General features: G+C 65.8%; 13 protein-coding genes. 4 read left to right on the top strand and 9 right to left on the bottom strand.

Annotated features, from left to right (window positions below):
• Positions 1-12: 12 nt before the first annotated feature.
• From EUC46_RS05555 to EUC46_RS05595, 9 genes are all read right to left on the bottom strand, one after another.
• On the bottom strand, positions 13-3,411 hold the full coding sequence (locus tag EUC46_RS05555) for a Swt1 family HEPN domain-containing protein (protein WP_128773202.1): 3,399 nt from the start codon (positions 3,409-3,411) through the stop codon (positions 13-15).
• Positions 3,412-3,475: 64 nt separating this feature from the next.
• The gene (locus tag EUC46_RS05560) at positions 3,476-4,594 is read right to left on the bottom strand and encodes a PDDEXK nuclease domain-containing protein (protein WP_128773203.1); all 1,119 of its coding nucleotides are present in this window, start codon (positions 4,592-4,594) and stop codon (positions 3,476-3,478) included.
• Between the two features lie 3 nt (positions 4,595-4,597).
• Positions 4,598-7,426 (bottom strand): DUF1156 domain-containing protein, encoded by a 2,829-nt coding sequence (locus EUC46_RS05565; protein ID WP_206645911.1) that lies wholly within the window; start codon positions 7,424-7,426, stop codon positions 4,598-4,600.
• Positions 7,423-10,992: a helicase-related protein gene (locus tag EUC46_RS05570; protein ID WP_128773204.1), complete on the bottom strand. Its 3,570-nt coding sequence runs from the start codon at positions 10,990-10,992 to the stop codon at positions 7,423-7,425. Before EUC46_RS05570 ends, EUC46_RS05565 begins: the two co-directional genes overlap by 4 nt.
• Before the next feature lie 90 nt (positions 10,993-11,082).
• Positions 11,083-11,283 (bottom strand): helix-turn-helix domain-containing protein, encoded by a 201-nt coding sequence (locus EUC46_RS05575; RefSeq protein ID WP_128773205.1) that lies wholly within the window; start codon positions 11,281-11,283, stop codon positions 11,083-11,085.
• Positions 11,284-11,409: 126 nt separating this feature from the next.
• Positions 11,410-12,546 (bottom strand): alpha/beta hydrolase family protein, encoded by a 1,137-nt coding sequence (locus EUC46_RS05580; RefSeq protein ID WP_128773206.1) that lies wholly within the window; start codon positions 12,544-12,546, stop codon positions 11,410-11,412.
• The gene (locus EUC46_RS05585; RefSeq protein WP_128773207.1) at positions 12,543-13,580 is read right to left on the bottom strand and encodes an MAB_1171c family putative transporter; all 1,038 of its coding nucleotides are present in this window, start codon (positions 13,578-13,580) and stop codon (positions 12,543-12,545) included. Before EUC46_RS05585 ends, EUC46_RS05580 begins: the two co-directional genes overlap by 4 nt.
• The gene (locus EUC46_RS05590) at positions 13,577-14,041 is read right to left on the bottom strand and encodes a hypothetical protein (protein ID WP_128773208.1); all 465 of its coding nucleotides are present in this window, start codon (positions 14,039-14,041) and stop codon (positions 13,577-13,579) included. Before EUC46_RS05590 ends, EUC46_RS05585 begins: the two co-directional genes overlap by 4 nt.
• A 61-nt stretch (positions 14,042-14,102) precedes the next feature.
• Complete coding sequence (locus EUC46_RS05595; protein ID WP_128773209.1) at positions 14,103-14,534, bottom strand: hypothetical protein; 432 nt, start codon at positions 14,532-14,534, stop codon at positions 14,103-14,105.
• A 388-nt stretch (positions 14,535-14,922) separates the two neighbouring features.
• Between EUC46_RS05595 and EUC46_RS05600 the strand changes: the two genes are divergently transcribed.
• From EUC46_RS05600 to EUC46_RS05615, 4 genes are read left to right on the top strand one after another with little or no spacing between them, the layout of a single operon-like run.
• A complete protein-coding gene (locus EUC46_RS05600) occupies positions 14,923-15,999 on the top strand; it encodes an ArdC-like ssDNA-binding domain-containing protein (protein WP_128773210.1) in 1,077 nt (358 codons plus the stop codon).
• Entirely contained in the window at positions 15,999-16,934 is a 936-nt protein-coding gene (locus EUC46_RS05605; protein WP_128773253.1) for a bifunctional DNA primase/polymerase, read from the top strand. The genes EUC46_RS05600 and EUC46_RS05605 overlap by 1 nt, the downstream gene beginning before the upstream one ends.
• Positions 16,931-17,665: a DUF2637 domain-containing protein gene (locus tag EUC46_RS05610; RefSeq protein ID WP_128773211.1), complete on the top strand. Its 735-nt coding sequence runs from the start codon at positions 16,931-16,933 to the stop codon at positions 17,663-17,665. Before EUC46_RS05605 ends, EUC46_RS05610 begins: the two co-directional genes overlap by 4 nt.
• Positions 17,662-18,087: a hypothetical protein gene (locus tag EUC46_RS05615; RefSeq protein ID WP_128773212.1), complete on the top strand. Its 426-nt coding sequence runs from the start codon at positions 17,662-17,664 to the stop codon at positions 18,085-18,087. Before EUC46_RS05610 ends, EUC46_RS05615 begins: the two co-directional genes overlap by 4 nt.
• The last annotated feature ends 37 nt before the right edge of the window (positions 18,088-18,124 follow it).

Genomic DNA, 18,124 nt, shown 5'->3' on the forward strand with positions numbered 1-18,124 from the left:
CCACCGCCGACCTCAGCTCTTCTCGAAGCCCGAGCTCGGGTCGAACTTCAGGACGCGGGCGTTCTCGCTGATGGTGCGGACCTCTGCCTCGTCAAAGCCTTCGGGCTTGGTGGCTTGGATGTCGATGGTGATCTCCAAGCGTGCACCCGCTCCGGAGAGGCGGTCGATGACCTCACGGGTGACGTTGCCGATGTCGCGGGAGTAGCGGTCGGGGTCGATCCTGACCGAGCCGAAGAATCGCGCAAGCGCTGCTTCGAGCGCAGACTCGGCCGGAGACAGCGCGTCGCTGTCGGAAGCAGGGTCATGGGTTCCAGTCCATGCGAAGTCCACCGGGCCGACACCCTCGGCACCGTCTTCTGTCTGCCGGGCAGCGGCTTCTCGGGCTGCTGCCCGGTCTGCGTCGAGCTGTTCCTGGGCCTTGTCGGCGTCGATGAGCAGGGTGCTGTTCGTGACCTGGATGCTGGCGTTCGGGTCGGGCGGCACGAGGAGTCCGCGGTAGCGGCCGGTGTCGGTGTCCTTGCCTGCCGCGATGCCGAAACGTTCGCTGTCTACAAGCACGGTGGTCAGCGCCTGCTGGATCGCACCGTCGAGCACTTCGCGTCGGACGAGGCGGGGTAGATAGGTGTAGCGGGTGAAGTACCCCCACAGCTCACCAACACTGATTTCTCCTGCGTCGTGCCAGAGTGCACCGAGTTCGTTGTGCAGGGTGGCGCCGAGGATCGGCGCGCCGAAGTCGGTGACGAGTTGGTCTTCACGTCCGAGCTTGGTGCCGACCCGTTCCGCGAGGGAACGGCCGCCGGAGTCGGGCACGCGGTCAGCAACGAGCTCGAAGGGCTTGGTTGGGTCGAACTGTTCGGGGTAGACGGCCCAGACGAAGGTGTCGCGGATTCGGTCTGAGACGGTCTGGTCGAGGCGTCCCACCCAGTCGTCGGTCTGCTTGCGCTGCTGTGCGGAGAGGTTGAGGCTGTCGCTGGTGGCCTGCACACGCTTCCAGCCGAGGTAGCTGCGGGTGGCGGCTTCGAGGCTTTCCAGTTCGCTCTTGTCTGCGAGCAGGAAGATCAGCGTGTTGCGGTGGATGCGCTGGCTCGCGCCCTTCCTCTCGATAGCGTCGCGGACCCATGCGTGCGCCGCCGAGTCGGCTCCGTCCTGCTTGCGGCGGGCATGCCGCGGATGAGCGATTACCAGGCGCGTGTCCTCAAGATCGGGAATGTCCGCGGAGGACGACGGGGCGATGTGTACGCGGTCGAACACGCCGCGTGCCTTCTCTTCTCCTTGGAGGCGGCGGCTGATCTCGTTCCACACCGTCTCGACATCCTCGCGGAGTCGCTCGGCGTAGTCGTTCGCGGTCTTCGTGACCGACGGTTGGGTGTCGAACCAGTAGTGGCCCTGTTCCTCGTAGAAGTACGTCGACCGCTGGGCGAGCAGCTCAACGGCGCTGCCGAAGTTCCCGAGCGTGTCGCCAGGGATCGCGGTGCCGAGCCAGAGGTACTGCTTGTCGAGTCCCTTGCGGCTGCTCTTGATCCGGGGGGCCGCGCCCATGAAGATCGAGCGGGCGATGCGCTGGGTGACGAACCGCTGGCCCAGGTTCGGTCGGTCGAGGTCGATCTGCTGCGCGGTCGATCCGGGCCCGTCGATGTCAGAGTCGATGATCGGCTTCCACTGATCTTCGAGGTACTGCGTCAGGTCCGTGTTCACGGTCGTCGCATCGAGCGGAACGTTGCCGGGCAGGATCAGCGGCGAGGTGTCATTGGACGCCCACAGCTCGTGCACGATCGACGAGACGAGCTTCAGCACACCGCGGGTGCGCTGGAACCGCTCCAACGTCGACCAGTCCTCATACAGCCGGTCGAGCAGTTCGGGGTGCAGCGGGTATGAGGCGCGGATGCGCTTCTCGTAGTCGTCGTTCGGCGACGCCGCGTCGCGAGGGAACAGTGCGGTGTTGTTCCGGTACAGGTTGGCGAAGCTGCGCGCCACCGCCGAGATGGTGGTGAGTCCCTCGGCGTTTGGTGCCTGGAACAGGCGGCGGCGAACGATCTCGAACGACTCGTCCTTGCTCGATGGGCGCCACTGGTCCGCGACACGACGAATCACGTTCTGAAGACGCTCCAGCGCGAGTTGACCGTTCGCGCCACCGATCTCGATGTCACTGCCGCGGCCCTCGGTGCCGGTATCGGAGGCCGGGATCGACACCACGAGCATCACACCCGGCACAGACCGCACGATCTCGGTCAGTGACTGGGCGAAAGTGAACTGTGTTTCGAACGACCCCGACGGGAGCTCCTTGTCGGTGACGAGCTGCCGCGCGTACGCGACCCATTCGTCGATCAGGATCAGCGACGGCGAGTACCGCACGATCAGGGTGCGAAGCGCCTCGCCAGGGTTGGTGCCGGCGCGATCGTCCTCGGCGATCAGGTCGTAGGCCTCGCGGCCACCCAACTGCCATGCCAGCTCGCCCCACAGCGTCCGGACCTCGGTGCCGTCATCCTTGATGATCGGCGAGCCGGCCTTCAGATAGGTGCCGACCAGAGCGACACGCTTGACATCAAGCGCGCCAAGGTCGGGGTTGCCGTTCGCCGCGATCAGTTCTTGAAGTTCCTGCGGGAAGTCCTTCGCAGATGTACCACTGAACAGGTGATACAGCGCGAGCATCGAGTGGGTCTTCCCGCCACCGAAGTTGGTCTGAAGGTTCACCACCGGGCTCGCCCCAGCCTCACCATTCACCCTCCGCAGCGCACGCGACAGCAGATCACGCAGACCCTCGGTGAGATAGGTGCGGGTGAAGAACTCGACAGGATCGCCATACTCCGGGCTGGTCGCCTGCCCAGTGTGGACCAGGTGCAGATCGGCCGCGAACTCCGAAGCAGTGAACGCGCCACGAGCCACGTCATCGTGAGGCCGGATCACCTCACGCCACGGCCGCAGCCCAGAGCCCGGATCGAGGGACACCTTGGTGCGCTTGACCTGCTTACGGGTCTGATCCTCGAACACCGTGCGCTGCAGATCGACGCGCAACTTTCGCACGTCCTCAGCGGAATCGACCGCGCCGACGGCGTGGAGCAGCCGCTCAATCGTGTCCAGCGCGCGGGCGGCATCATCCGAGCTGAAGGGCTCGTTGTGCGCCCACAGGTTCCGGGTCTCCCGCAGCTCGGACGCGAAGCCCTGCTGGGCGCGGGAGAGCACGTCCTTGAAGTGGTAGCCCTGCTCCGTGATGGCGCGAAGCTGCACCTGAACGTCGTGTTTCGTCATCGTGCGCAGCGGGCCGCCCCGGCGCTGGGCGTCTTCCTTCGCCCACGCGGCAGGCCAGTCAGGGGTCTTGTAGGCGCGCGTCATGACCTCATCGACCTCGTCGAGCAGCCCTTCGGAGAGCAGGTCGAACGCTTTGCCCACTCGATCTCGGTTGTTCATCGCCATCGCTGTCTCCTATCACCTACTACCTACGACTGTCGTGGGCACGCCCCACAGCGGCCAATCCCTGCTACTCATCACCGTTGTCGTCTCCGCCTGCTGCGAGCTGTCTACGAGCGAGCCGTTCTTGGGCCTCTCGGTAGATTTCCCTGATCTTGGCCTCAAGCTCGGCCTTTGGCGGCAGTGCCGTCCAGTACTCCGCGACGACGATCCCGTCCTTGTGCATCTCCAGCAGCTCGATCTGGTCGCGGCTCGCCGCGGTACACAGGATCAGACCGATCGGTGGGTTCTCATCCGCCTGACGCTCGTGCCGATCCAGCCACTTGAGATAGAAGTTCATCTGCCCCTGGTAGCTCGGCTTGAACTTGCCGACCTTCAACTCCACGGCGATCAACCGGCGCAGCGGTCGCGAGTAGAACAGCAAGTCGAGGTAGTAGTCATCGCCGTCGAACGTCATGCGCTTCTGCCGTCCAACGAACGCCCACCCGCGCCCCACCTCTAGCAGGAAGGACTCCATGTCACGGCGGAGCGCGGCTTCGAGGTCCCGCTCCAAGAAGGTGTCGGCAAGCCCCAGCATGTCCAACAGCATCGGATCGCGGAAGGCATCGAGTGGCACCGCCGATCCCTCTGGAATCTGCGAGTCAGCGATCTCCCGACGCTCGAAGGCTTTGCGCTCGATGGCCCGGCGCAGATCGCGAACACCGAGTCGGCGCTCGATGGTCTCCTTCACATAGAACGCTCTCGCCTCGGGACTCGACACTGGCAACAGTGTCTTGAAGTGGGTCCAGCTAACTTGTCGCCCCAGTGAGGCGACAAGTTCGGCGTCCGGGAAGGCCTGCGAGAACTGAACCATCCGGTAGAGGTTGGCCCGCTCGAAACCTCGACCGTACCGAGCGGTCAGTTGTCGCCCCAGTGAGGCGATAACTTCCTGGTCGTGCCCGGCACGGTCTTCGTGAAGCACGGCCACGTCGATCACCCGCCCGATGTACCAGTTCCGCAGTGTCAGGGTCGCGTTCACCTGCGCGGCCGCGAAGGACTGCGCTTGATCGATCAGCGCAGACACCCGCTCCACGAGATCGCCACCTTCGGCGCTGACGGACTCCGCGATGGCACGGAACGGAGAAAGACCATCGTCAGATTGGTGCCTCACCGTGGCACCAATCTGGGCTTCGTCCGGGTTATGAGCCATGCCCTAATCCTCGTCCTCGTCGAAGTCGAACTCCTGCTGCGACGAACGCGGCGTCGCGGCGAACTTGCGTGCCTGCTCGTTCACGTCGCCCCAGGCGCTCACCAGACCGTTGAAGAGGATCGCGTCCTTCGTGTCCTTCTTCTTCTCTGCCTCGTGGAACAGCAGGAAGCCCAGCTCCTTGACCGCATCCAGGTTCACGCGCGTCTGCACCGACGGCAGCAACTCCGCCACCTTGTCGGCACCATCCTTCGCCATCACCGCAGCCAGACGAACAGTGGCTTCCCAGACGCTGACGCGTTCGTCGGCTGCAACGTCCCACCGGTCTTCCATCTGGGACGGCGAGAGCAGGCGGGCCTTTCCTCCCTTTGCCTCAAAGATGCCGCCGCGTTCAAGAGCACCAATGGACGTGTCTGAAGAACGGGCGAGTTGGTCGGCTACCCCGGAACTCTCCTGATCCCAACCGAACTGCCGATACCACTTGACAGCGAACCGCGTATCAGGATCGAAGTCAGACTCTTGCTCTCCAAGCACTTCGTCCAGGGTGGCGTTGATAAGCAGAAGTGCGTCCCGCACGCTCATGTCGGACCCATCTGCCTCCCGCACGCGGGCATAGCGGGAGAACACGGAGATGCCAGGGCCGATTGCTGCCTGTGCAAGATCAACCGGAGCGATGGTTCCTTGCATGAGTTTCCGCAACGCGTCGGGAAGCTCGGCCTTGAGTGTGCTGACGAATGCGCGACGGGAGATCGCTTCTGCGTTCGTGGGTCGTGGCCGACAGGCCAGCAGGATTGACGACGCCAGTGCATTGCTGCGTTGCGATCGGGGTCTATTGGCAAGTTCGCTCCGCATCGGCCAGGTCGCGGAAATCTCCCATCCTGCCTCGATGAGGCCCGTAAGCACCGTGTGCCAGCCGGTCGAAGTCGCGCCGTCTGCCTTCGCGTCCTGTTGCTTATAGGCGTAGTAGACGGTCATCGGTGCCGAAGTGTCGGCCGTCTCGCGAATCCGAGAGAATACCCCGTTGAACCCGTGGACGAAGAACTTCTCGGCACCTTCCTTTCCCCCGTGTCGATGCGGGTTAGCGACTAGCTCTTGGGACTTAGGAGCGAGCATTGTTCCAAACGTCGACGGGAGAACATCGCCCACACTCCTGCGCAGCCAAACATAGAAGTAGTCGGCCAGATCGGCATATCCGATGTAGTCGTAGTACGGCGGATCCGTTGAGACTACAGAGCCGGTATAGTCGCGCGTCGCCGCGTCGGCTATACGCGCCTCCCCTGATCCTGAAGCAGGAAGTCGCTCAAGCGCCTTCGCGACCCACTCCAGTTGACCAAGGAAGTTACCCGAAGACGAAGAAAAAGGGTTCACCTCGACGTACGACCAGATCATCGAAATTGCCTGACGCGTAAACAAATGCGTGGCGGAGTCGCGCGAGGAATCCCACGTTGCGAACGAGTTCGAGTAGTCAGTGAAACGGCTGATGCCCAAAGCCAGATAGATTGCCACAGCGTCCGCGTACGCGACCGCCCCGTGGCCCCCAGATTCGAGAGTTGAACCCTCGTCCATGCCCCGCGCCAGCGCATCGTTCAAGACTCGTTCGCGCACCACAGCAACGAGATCACTCAGAGTGAGGAGCGTCCTCAACTGACGATTCGTGAAGAGGTCCGACCAGTTCTGAAAGCCGTACGGTCCGATCCTGAAACCAAGAGCCTTGTCCGGCAGTGGCACAGCACAAGCTGGATCGTCGGGACGCTCCACTTGCGCCGCAGCCTCATGGGCCTCGGTGGGGCTCAGGTACAGCCTGCCTCTCTTGGCTTCCGCCACGATGGCAACGAGTGCAGCACCCATCCGGCCCGCTGACGCTTCCCTTCGAATATAAGGAAACTCGATCGCTGTCCCATCGCCGACCGACGTGGCTCCAGTACTAGTTATGGTGCCGTCTGGGCTGGACTCATGCGGCTTTCCACTGACGACTTCATAGTGGACCGAACCGTTCTCGACCGACGCCCTTACGAAGAACTCCGCTCCCTTCTTCTTGCTGAGCCACCATGTGTTGATGAGAGGCGTCTCAATAGGGTTCGCGGGATTGGGGTTTGCGACGGTGCGAGCCCACTTCCAGGCCAATACAGTGTGCTGAGTACCGCCCGGAGCGGTTACCGTGGGGTACAGGTCACCCACCTGCTTGAAAGCCTCATCTCGCAGCCACTCGCCGTAGCGGCGGACGTCCTCAGCAAGGCCTTCCGCCCCGTTCCATCCCGTCATTTGATTCTTAGCTTGCGGGTTGACTGGAGACAGACCGCTAAATCTCGGCGGGATGTCAACTAGCGCCTTGTTGAGGAGGACGGCCACCGGGTTGAGGTCGGAAGCCTCGGCAGACAGACCCAACCGCTGAGCTTCCAGAGGTATCGAGCCACCACCCGCGAACGGATCCAGGATGGTCGGTAGAACCCCGCCGTTCGAGGCCCGGATTTCCTTCCGCGCTGCGTCGAGTAGTTCTCGATCGTTCGAGTTCTCCCACGAGACGAGCTGGGACAACAGTCCGTGAAGGCGAGCGCGTTCAAGGTCTTGGTCGGCAACGGAAGGGAACAAGTCAGGCCGCGAGGACGGGTCATCGACGAGTTGCGCGAACAGCACAGCCCGCGCTGTTGCCAGCGGCTTGCGCGACCACCAAAGGTGCAGAGTCGATGGGTGCCCATGTCGGATGGACTTTTCACGTGCAGAAGCACCGTTGATTGTTTCGAGTGGCAGCGAGACTTCGATGAGCTTCTTCTTGGGTGCGTCGGTCACGGTACTTCTCTCGCTAGCGCTGGTCTGGTTGTCGGTGGTGTGGGTCATCGCGGTGGTCCTCCGCGTTCCCAGTAGTCGCGCCAGACCTCGTTGTAGGAACGAGTGGTGGCGGATGGTTCGAGGTGGGTGAAGGCGTCGCTGACGTAGCGCAGCTGATCTTGCTCCGGGCCGCTGGTGGATACTTCGACCAGGGCTAGCCGGTGTCTGTCTCCCTGGGTCTGGGCGAAGGTGATTTCGTTGGTGGTGATCGTGAAGGTGTCGGAGCCTTCGATCCGGCCTTTGACCTCGATGTAGTGGACGAAGCCTTGGCTGTCGGTGGACTGGATGTCGTAGCCGGGGTTGTTGCGCGGCATCTCGACCGGCTCTCGTCCGAGCGCACGTTCAGCGGCGAGCACGGCGTCGACGGCGCGGCGTTCGACTTCCTCGGTCTGCCGAGCGAAGGTCTGCGGCGCGGGGGCTTCGTCTGTGGCGAGGATGTCGCTGGGGATGACGAGTGCGGCACCACGGATCACGGCAGGTACGGCAACAAGGTTGGTGGCCTCGTCGAGTTGTTCGAGCCGGTGGTTCAGTCGTTCGTCGAGCTGGCGTGCGCGGACGAGTGCGGTCTCGGCGCGGAGTCTGCCGACGGTTCCTGCGCGTTCGAGTGCTTCGAGTCGGTTGTGTTCGCGGTCCCAGTGGTTGATTTCGGCCAGCAGCCGATCCTTCACCTGCGCCCGAGTTCGCGCCGTTTCGATGTCGAGTCGGGTTTTGATCTCGTCCATGCGGGGCTGGAGCCCTTCACGGTAGGCCCAGGCGCGCACGATCTTCTCGTGGTGCTGCCGCGCCCAGTCACTGCTGACGATTTCGGTGATCGTTTCTGCCTCCCCGGGTTCGGGGCGGTCGTAGTCGAGATAGGGCGGGGCGGCGGAGACGGTGACGGTGCCGTCTTGTTCGAGGAGGGGGTAGTCGAAGTGGTGGGAGACGGTATCGGCGTCGGCTGCGGTGTTCTCGATGCGCTGCTCGACGCTGAACATCAGCATTGGCGCGTTGGTCTGCTTGGTGCGGCGGTCAACGAGCACCGTGCCTTGCTTGAGGGTGGGGCCGAGGTCATCGATGGTCGCTTCGATCACGGCATGCAGTAGCGGGTGCCCGGGTGCGATGAGGGAGGCGTCGGCGAGCCCGTCGGGGTGCATGCGCGCGAGCTCGAAGGTGATGCGCTCGTACTGCTCGGCGACGGGTGCCCACCGATTGAGGCGACGCGCGGTGTCGATCACGCGGGCGGGGACGCGGGTGATCTCGTAGCGGCCCTTCTCGCGCTTGCGGATGCGTCCGCCGAGTCGTGTGAGCGCGGGGATGAAGAAGGCGGCGATGTAGCCGGGTTGGAGTCGACGTTCGCGCGCTTTCTCCATTCGTGCCCGGACCTCGTCGAGGTTGAGTGCGCTGAACATTTCGGGGTGGAGTGCTCGTTCGGCGAGCATCTCATCGAGTCCGTGGGAGACTCCGGCGTCGATGATGCGGTCGAGTTTGGCCTTGACTTGGGGCTGGTCGCCGTAGCGGATTGCCTCGATCAGCAGGTCGCGCAGTGAGCGTTCTTGGAAGGCGTCGGCGTCGCCGAGCACGTTGAACAGGTTGCCGTTGTAGGCGATCGACATCTGGTCGATCTTCGCCAGCAGCCGGGTGAACACGTCGCCCTCGCGGGTGTCTCGGGCGACCATGTTCCACAGGTGGCAGACTTCGCGCTGGCCGATGCGGTGGATGCGTCCGAAGCGCTGCTCGATGCGGTTTGGGTTCCACGGCAGGTCGTAGTTCACCATCAGGTGCGCGCGTTGAAGGTTCAGTCCTTCACCGGCGGCGTCGGTGGCGAGCAGGACCACGGTGTCGGGGTTGTGGGTGAAGCGTTCGCGGGCGAGCTTGCGATCCTCGCGGCGGGTGCCGCCGTGGATCGTGATGACCGAGTCCGCGCGCCCGAACTGAGCGGTGATCTTGGCGTGCAGGTAGTCGAGCGTGTCGCGGTGCTCGGTGAAGATGATGATCTTGCGCGCGTCGCCGGAACCGTCGTGGGTGAGGAGCTGCTCGTCGAGGATGGTGCGGAGCTGCACCCACTTCTTGTCGTCGTCTTGCAGCCGGACGCGGCGGGCGACCTTGATGAGGTCTTCGAGGATCGCGATCTCCGCCCGCAGCTCGGGGATCGTCTGCGCCGCGGTCGCGAGATCGACAACCTGGTCGGCTTGTTCCTCCCACTGGGCGCGTTCTTCGTCGGTGGTCTCCTCGTCGAAGTCCTCGAAGTCTTCAATCGAGAAGGCCGGGAGCGCGGCATCATCAACTGGCAGGTGGGCGATGGTCCCGGTCAGGCGGGCCGTCTCGGTGACGCGCTGCATGTCGCGCAGTTTCGTGTCGAGGCGCTGTTGGCGTCGTTCCAGTGACCGCAGGATTGCTTCGGGGCTGGATGCCAGGCGTCGCTGGAGCACGGTGAGCGCGAAGCCGACGTTGTTGCCGCGCTTCTTGTCGCCCGCCTGAGCGATCCGCTCGGCTCGTCCCATCTCGGTGCGGACGTAGTCGGTGACCAGTTCATAGAGTTCCCGCTCGGCAGGGCTGAGCTCGTATTCGACGGTGTAGGCCTTGCGTTCGGGGAACAGTGGCTTGCCCTCGAAGGTGAGCAGGTCTTCCTTCACCATGCGGCGCATCAGGCCGTGGGTGTCGGTGCGGTGCACGCCTTGGCGGTACTGGCCCTCGAAGCGGTCGCGGTCCAGCAGCGACATGAACAGTTGGAAGTCCTCTTCCTTACCCGCGTGCGGGGTCGCGGTCATCAACAGGAAGTTGTGCGCAGTCTCGGCCAGCAGGCGTCCGAGTTTGAACCGTCTGGTCTCATCGACCTCGCCCGCCCACGACGAGTAGTGCGCCGACATGCGATGCGCTTCGTCCACGACGGCGACATCCCAGGTGACCTCGCTGAGCTGCTCGATCAGGTCTTCGCTGCGCGAGAGCTGGTCCATGCGGGCGATTAGGAACGGGTGCTCGGCGAAGACGTTGCGGCCCTGGGCGTCATCGACCATCTGGCGGCTGAACACCTCGAAGCGCAGGTCGAACTTCTGCGACAGTTCTTCCCGCCACTGTTCGACCAGCCCACCGGGAGCGACGATGATCGCGCGCTCGCAGTCCGAGCGCAGGATCAGCTCCTTCAGGTACAGGCCGGCCATGATCGTCTTGCCCGCGCCGGGATCGTCCGCGAGCAGGAACCGCAGCGGGATGCGCGGCAGCAGCTCCTCGTAGACCGCGCGAATCTGGTGCGGCAGCGGGTCAACGTCGGAGCTGTTGACCGCGACCATCGGGTCGTACAGGGCTGCGTACTTGATGCGCAGGGCCTCGGCCGCGAGCCGGAACTCGTCCGGGTCTGCGTCGTAGGCCGGAGCAGAGTCGAAGTCGCCCGCGATCTCGAAGCGCGCCGCGTCGGCATCGGTGATTGCGCGGGCTCCACTGCGGCCGGAATCGTCTCGGTAGAAGACCTCGAACAGTCCGGCGTCGATGGGGTCGATGGCGATCAGCGTGACGGTCTGGCCCGGCACCAGGCCTCGGAGGCGCTGGCCCGCGCGCAGGGTTGCGAGCGTCAACGTCTCGTCGGTTGTTGCTTCTGTCACGGGATGCCTCCTTCCGGGTTTTGGGCAGTGGATCAGGATATGGGGTGCCACCGACAAAGTGTCAGCAGCGGCTCAAGTCGAGCGGAACGATCACCCTGGCGGGGATGGGTCGGAATCGGCGGCTGCGCCGCCTCGGCGTACCCAGTCGTCGATCTCGCTGGCTTGGAACTTCCAGAGGCGGCCGACCTTGTGGGCGGGCATGGCCTTCTCGGCGATCCAGGTGTAGACGGTGTCTTTGGTGACCCCGAGGTGGGCGGCGATGTCGTCTGCGGACAGCCACGGCTCAGCCACGTTGGTCCTCCCTCGCACTCCGTGACCCGGGCGGGCCAACATCTTCCATCGTATCGGGAGTTGTGCCGCTTGAACTGGGTTTGTCCGGGCGTGGCCGAAGGAGACAGGTGCCGCGAGTCAAAGCGATCAGGGTGAGGGTCGGCCACGGAGCCAGGCTGTCACTGCGGAGCGCCACCGCTCGGGATCAGAGTTCCATGCGAGCGTGTGGTCGGCATCGAAGGTCTCCAGTGTCACGAGGTCGGGCCGTCGGTCGCGGAGTGCTTGCGAGAGCCGGATGGGTGCGGAGCTGTCCCTCGTGCCGTGAAGGATGAGAGTCGGGATCGCGAGGTCGGCGGCGCGAGTGATCCAGTCGAACTGGCGGAGCGGGACAGGCTCGGGCAGCCCGACCATGCGCGCGAGCGGGCCGGTGGTGAGCCAGGGGGTGGCGAAGTGGCTAGCTGCGGTTGGGAGTCCGCTGCGGGCGCAGTTGGCCTTGATGGTCTCGGTCCAGTCGAGGACGGGTGAGTCGAGGACGAGTGCGGTGATGAGGCCGTCGTGGCGAGGTCGGGCGGCGAGTTGGAGGGCGATGGCGGCTCCCATTGACCAGCCGAAGAGGACGATCCGTTGGGCTCCTCGTCGGACGGTGTATCCGATGGCTTCGTCTACGTCTGCGGTCTCGGTGTGGCCGAGGGTTGATCGGCCGGTGCCGACGCGGGGGCCTTCGGTGGTGTTTCGGTAGGTGACGACGAGGGAGGTGTAGCCGAGTTCGGTGGCGACTTGGGCGCCGCGGAGGGTTCCGGCGCGGGTGCTGCCGAGTCCGTGGATGTGGATGGCCCATATGGAGGGGTCGCCGTCGATGCGCCAGGCCGGGCACGGGCCGGTGGGGGTGGTGATGGTGATGTCGCGTGCGTTGAGTCCGGCGTCGGGTGGGGTGGCGTAGTAGATGCCGCTCCACGAGGCACGGTGACCGGTCGCGAGTTTCAGCTCCAGCGAGGTGCCGGCGACGGTGCGGGCGATCCGGTGCGGCCCGCGGTCGGTCGCTTCTGCGGAGAGTCGTGCCCAGCCGCCGCGTTCGATCCAGAGGTTGTAGATGCCGTCGGTGGTGGTCTGCGGCGTGCGGTCGAGAACGATCTGCTGAGTCTCGTCGTCGTGTTCGATGTCGCGGATGGTGAGGTCGAAGATGCGCGGCTCGGCGGGTGCTGTGAGGCGTCGTGCGATGGCCCACCCAGCACCGAGTGCGCTGGCGGCGATGAGTCCGACTCCAAGAGTGACGGTGCGTTTCATGGAGCACGCTCCCTACTGGCCTCAGCGGCGCGTTCTCCCACGATCGGGTCGCTCGGCCGAGTGGGGGTGGCGGCTGCCTGGACATGGCCGAGGAGGTGCTGTTCGGCGGCTTGGAGTAGTGCGCGCTCGTCGTCGGTGATGGTGAAGGCGACGCGTCCGTCGATGATGGCGTCGCGGATTTCGACGATCCTGCGGTGGAGACGTGCTTCTGGCTCGTCGCTGGCCGCGAGTGGTTCGACGTGGCTGAGGCCTGGACGTTCTCGGGTGGCTCGTTCCCAGAGCGGCTCGATCTCGGCGGAGAGCCCCGCGGTACGGCGACGGCGTGTGTATTGGCGGCCGCGTCGAATCGCTGGTTGTGCGGTGAAGCCTGCGCACAGGAATAGGAAGGTCATCAGCGACAAAGGTGAGTAGGTGGGCTGGACTGTCCGCAGCAGGGTGAGCTGACCTGTCACGTGGGCGATGTCCATGACGATGACGGCGAGGCAGAGCAGCACCCCGAAGGCCGAGCCGATGGTCAGGAGCGCGGCGGGGAGGCGCTGGATGCCGTGGTTGCTCCGGTACTGGCGGGCGGCGAGGATCAGCATTGCGGCGATCACGATGCCGCAGTAGGTGAAGTTGATGATCGAGTAGACCGCCGTCGCGGGCTGTGCGCCGAGGTCGACCATGAACCTGGTGGTGGTCGGGCCGCGGTCGATGAACGCGAACGCGGCGATGATCGCGGCCAGTGACAGCAGCAGGATGGGCAGGCTCAGGGCGGCGCGTACGACGCGGGGGCGGTGTTCGCCGGTGTGCATGACGGCGCGGCCGAGGAAGAACAGCCCGATCATCAGCACCGCGTCGGCAATCAGGGTGGCGATGTTTGTGCTGCCCAGGAGCGGATCGACGGACTCGTAGACAGCATCGACGTTGGCCGTCATCGCGATCGCGATGGCGATAGCGGCGTAGGTGACGCTGCGGTCTGCGCGTTTCCGACGGATGATGAGCAGGCTCGCCACGAGCACCCACATCAGGGCTGCGACGAGGGTCTGGGTCATCCGAAGACCTCCCAGTAGCGGGACTCGGCGAAGGCGTGTCCGCGGATGCCTGCGGCGAGGCGGTCGGCGAGGGTTTCGGCGGCGATCTCGGTTTCGCAGTCGAGGTCTTGCCGTCTGAGGAGACGGGCGACGGTGTCCGGTGGGATGTCGGGTAGCAGCATGTCCACGGCGGCGCAGTCTTCCCCGTCGCAGTGGCCGAGGATGAGGTGCGCGAGCTCGTGGAGCACGAACTGCTGGCGGTGGAGCGTCGAGTCGGTTCGCGCCAGGAGGATCACGTCGGCCTCCTCGATGGCGAACCAGAGCGCGCAGATGCCGTCGCTGGTGTCGAGGTCATCGCGTTCGTAGACCTTCAATGGTCGCCCTCGTCGGGCCTGGATAGCCTGGATGAGATCGTCGAGGGTGAAGGTCTGGCCGAGCTGGAGGTCCGCGACGGCCGCCGATACGGTCTGCTCGATATTCACGGTGCACCCCTCTCGGTGGAGAGCACGTGGCCGGTATCGGCGTCGCGTTACGCGATACCTGTCAGTGCTCAGGCATGTGTGTCATTTCCTCATCCAGGAACTTGGTGATGGCGTGGAGTGCTTTCGGTGAGATGTCACCGAGGGTACGGGCGGCGTAGGACTTCACCTTCGCCGCACGCATGGAACGAACGAGGTCGAGTTGGGCGGTGACCTTCTCGGGCGTGGTAGCGCCGTCGGCTCCCATGAGGAAGTCGGTATCGACATCGAAGTAGGCGGCGAGCCCCTCGAAGACGGCGGGGTCTTGGACGTAGCGGTGGCCGTTGAACATATACGTCCAGCGCGAGCGCGACAGGTTGATGCCGCGTTCTTTGAGGAAGTCCGCGATCTGCGAGTAGGTCGGCTCTGCGCCGGACTCGGCCTCGACAACGTCCATCAGGAGCCGCAAGCGGTTGGCGAGATCGACTGCCGCAGCCTGGCTCTCTTCTTCGGTCATGGCCGCTGACCTCCTTTCCCTCGTGACGGGCAAGGCATCGCTGTTGTCCACCCGAAAGGGCGGTTGTGCATGCTCAACGCTACTCGTTGGGCATGGACAAATCAAGGCTTGCGCATGCTCAACGGTCGTGCTCCAATGGGAACTCCGACCTGTTTGAGCATGCTCAACAGGTTGCTCGGGTGGGTCGCTCTCGCCAGAGAGGAGGCGAACGATGCTGTCTCCCGCGCCGTTCCCGCGCGGCTCCTCACGGAGGCGCGCCGCTATGCCGGGCCGTCCAGTAGGGCTGGCCCGGCAGGTTCCCTCTCGCCGTGGCGGGAGGGGTTGCCTACCTCCAAGGTGTACCGCCGCGCCCACGAGTGTCGTGGCGGTCGCGAGAGGAGACCCGGTCATGGCATCGACACCGGAGCAGCGGGCGGCGCGTGAGGCGAAGCTCGACGACCTGCACGAGAAGCTGACGGACGCGGTTGAGCAGCTCGTCTCCGGCGACGACTGGCGCAACGCGCTCGCATTCGCGGCGAGGTTCCGTTCGCGCTCGTTCAACAACACGCTGTTGATCTGGGTACAGCACCAGGTCGCGTTCGAGGCCGGTCGTGTGCCCGAGCCGTTCCCCACTCTCGTCGCGGGGTATCGGCAGTGGCAGGCGCTGGGGCGTCAGGTGATGAAAGGCCAGCCCGGCTACATGATCTTCGCTCCGGTCACGGGCAGGTTCGCCACCTCTACGCCGTCGGATTCTGGTTCGTGGCGGCGGCTGGGGCCGCGGGCGAAACCGAAGCCCGGTGAGGTGGTGCGCTCCCGCATGGTCGGCGCCCGACCGGCGTACGTGTGGGACGTCTCCCAGACCGACGGCGAACCCCTCCCCACCACACCTGCGCCGGTGCTGTTGGAGGGCGAAGCCCCCGCTGGGCTCTGGGACGGGCTCACCGGGCAGATACAGGCAGCAGGGTTCGAGGTCGTCTCCGTGCCGGACGAGATGGCGATCATGGGCGCGAACGGCATCACCGACTACGAAGCGCGCACGGTGTCGGTGCGGGAGAACATGTCTCCTGCTGCGCGAGTGAAGACGCTGGCGCACGAGCTTGCGCATGTGCGGATGCACGACCCCGACGACGTGGAGGCGCGGCAGCATCGCGGTATCCGCGAGGTCGAAGCCGAGTCCGTCGCCCTGATGATCGGTGCAGCGCACGGCATGACGACCGACGGCTACACGATCCCGTACGTCTCGACCTGGGCCGCCCGCGCCAATGACAAAGAGCCTGCCCAGATCGTGCAGGCCACCGGCGAACGGGCGCGTAAGACGGCGCTGGCGATCCTCGACCAGCTCGACACCCCGCAGCTCGGTGACGGCACCCCACCCGGCCTCGAACGCGACACCCCAACGACGGAGAAGCCGACCCGCACGTCCTCTCGGCAGGTTGAGCCTGACCGTCCACATTCCGCGCCAGCGCTGGCAGGGCGGGGGCTGTGATGCCCGACCCCTTCGACGTTCTCGCCGCACTCATTCGCGTAGACCGGACACCGGACCTCGCCGCGGCGGCGCGCATTCTCGCAGCGGCTGGAGTTCCGGTGTTCCCATGCGAGCCGGATGGGAAGCGACCGCTCACCCGCCGGGGGTTCGTCGACGCGACCAGCGCGCTCGCGCAAGTTGCCGCGTGGTGGTCGCGCACCCCGGACGCGAACATCGGCCTCCCCACCGGCGCGGCGTCGGGTGTCGTCGTGGTGGATGTCGATGTTCACGGCCCTATCGACGGCCGCGCTGCCTGGCGTCGTGCCTCCGAGGCGGGGCTGGCGGATGGGGCTGCTCTGCTGGTGCGGACCCCGACCGGCGGTGCGCACGCCTACTTCCCAGCCACATCGGGCGCTGAGCAGCGGTCGTGGCAGGCCGCCAATGCCGGGGTCGATTTCCGGGGCGACGGCGGCTACATCATCGCCCCGCCCTCCCGCCGCACCATCGACGGCACCCTGCGACGCTACGAGATCGCCGACATCGCCGCCCACTCCGTCGGACCCGTCGATGCCGCACACCTCCGCGACTTCCTCGACCCCCGACCAACCCCACCGACGCGAAACGACGGTGGCACGGTCGCGGTGGACGCCGAACGGCTCGCGGCCTGGGTCGCCGGACGCGGTGAGGGCGATCGAAACCGAGGCCTGTTCTGGGCCGCTTGCCGCCTCGCCGAGAACGACACCCCACCCGCCGACACGCTCGACGCACTCGGCCCAGCCGCAGCGCAGGCCGGACTCAGCGAGCGCGAGATCACCGCGACCGTGCGCTCGGCCTACCGCGCCACCCAGCCCGCACCCGAGGCCAACCCCTCGGCCAATGCGTGGCGCGGGGCTGATCGCTGGTGCAGCCGCTCCGCAACATCGCCAGTGGCCTCACCGGGGAGGGGCAGCCTGTGACGAACAAGACGAGTCCGCGCCGTTGGGCAGCGGGGACGGCGGTGGCGGGGACGGTGTTCATCGCCGCCGGGGCGTTCTGGCTGTCGTTCACCTCGCTGGCCGATCTCGCTGCGCGTTCGGGGATCGGGGCGGGGCAAGCTTGGGCGTGGCCGCTGATCGTGGACGGCATCATCGTCGTCGCGACCGTCGCCGTCGTCGCTCTCGCCGGGCAACGCTCCGCCTGGTACCCCTGGGCACTCCTGACCGGTGGCGCGCTCGTCTCGGTCACCGCGAACGCGATCCACGCCGTCGTCGCCGCCGACGCCGACGTGCCCAGCATCCTCGCCGCCTCCGTCGCCGCCGTGCCCCCGGTCGTGCTGCTGGCGATCACGCACCTCACCGTCATCCTCACCCGCACCCCAAGCCCCGCGCCGGAACCGGAGACGCCTGGCCGACCTCCGGTTGCCGTGCTCGCTACCGCTTCAGCGGACCCAGCGCCGGATGAGCTGGACGCGGTACCCGCGTTACTGGGTGTCCCTGTGCTGGCGTCCGCTCCTGCCGGGCCCGAGTCGCTCGATCCGGCGGATCGTCGGGCGTTGGGGTGGGAGCTGCGTGAGGCGGGGTGGTCGAACAAGCGGATCGCCCGCGAGCTCGGCGTGCATCCCTCGACCGTGGGCCGCTGGTTCGCCCCCGCACACCTTCCTACTGACATCACCGAGTCCGCCGACGAGCGGGAGGAGACAACCCCATGAACACCGACAACCCGCAGCACACCGACCCCCGCCACGATCCGCAGCGCCTCATGACGACCCCAGCCGACGAGGCACTCTCGGTGCCGCGCGAACACCGCGACCCTGCCGTTGAAGCCTCGACAATGCCGGAAGCGGTGCGCGCGGCTCAGGTCGCCCGCACCGAGAAGCAGCACGCCGCCGTGGTTCGTGGCCGGGGCGTGGAGTGGGTGCGACCGACCGATCTGATGGCGCGGCATTCGGCGAACATCGCCGGGCGCGGCCTGGACTTCCAAGCCGAGCTCGCCCGCCGCACCCGCACACCCTTGCGGGTCGGGATGCAGGCCGCGCGAAACCGGGCACGTCGCCTGCCGCCGATCACGGCGTTCGGGCGGCGCACCGTCACCACCTCGGCCCCGACACGGCCCGGGGTCGGGATGGGATGACAGGTCATGGTCCAGACGGCAACCACAGAGGAAGGGG

It is taken from the genome of Actinomyces oricola, from assembly GCF_004104015.1.
GTDB lineage: Bacteria > Actinomycetota > Actinomycetes > Actinomycetales > Actinomycetaceae > Actinomyces > Actinomyces oricola.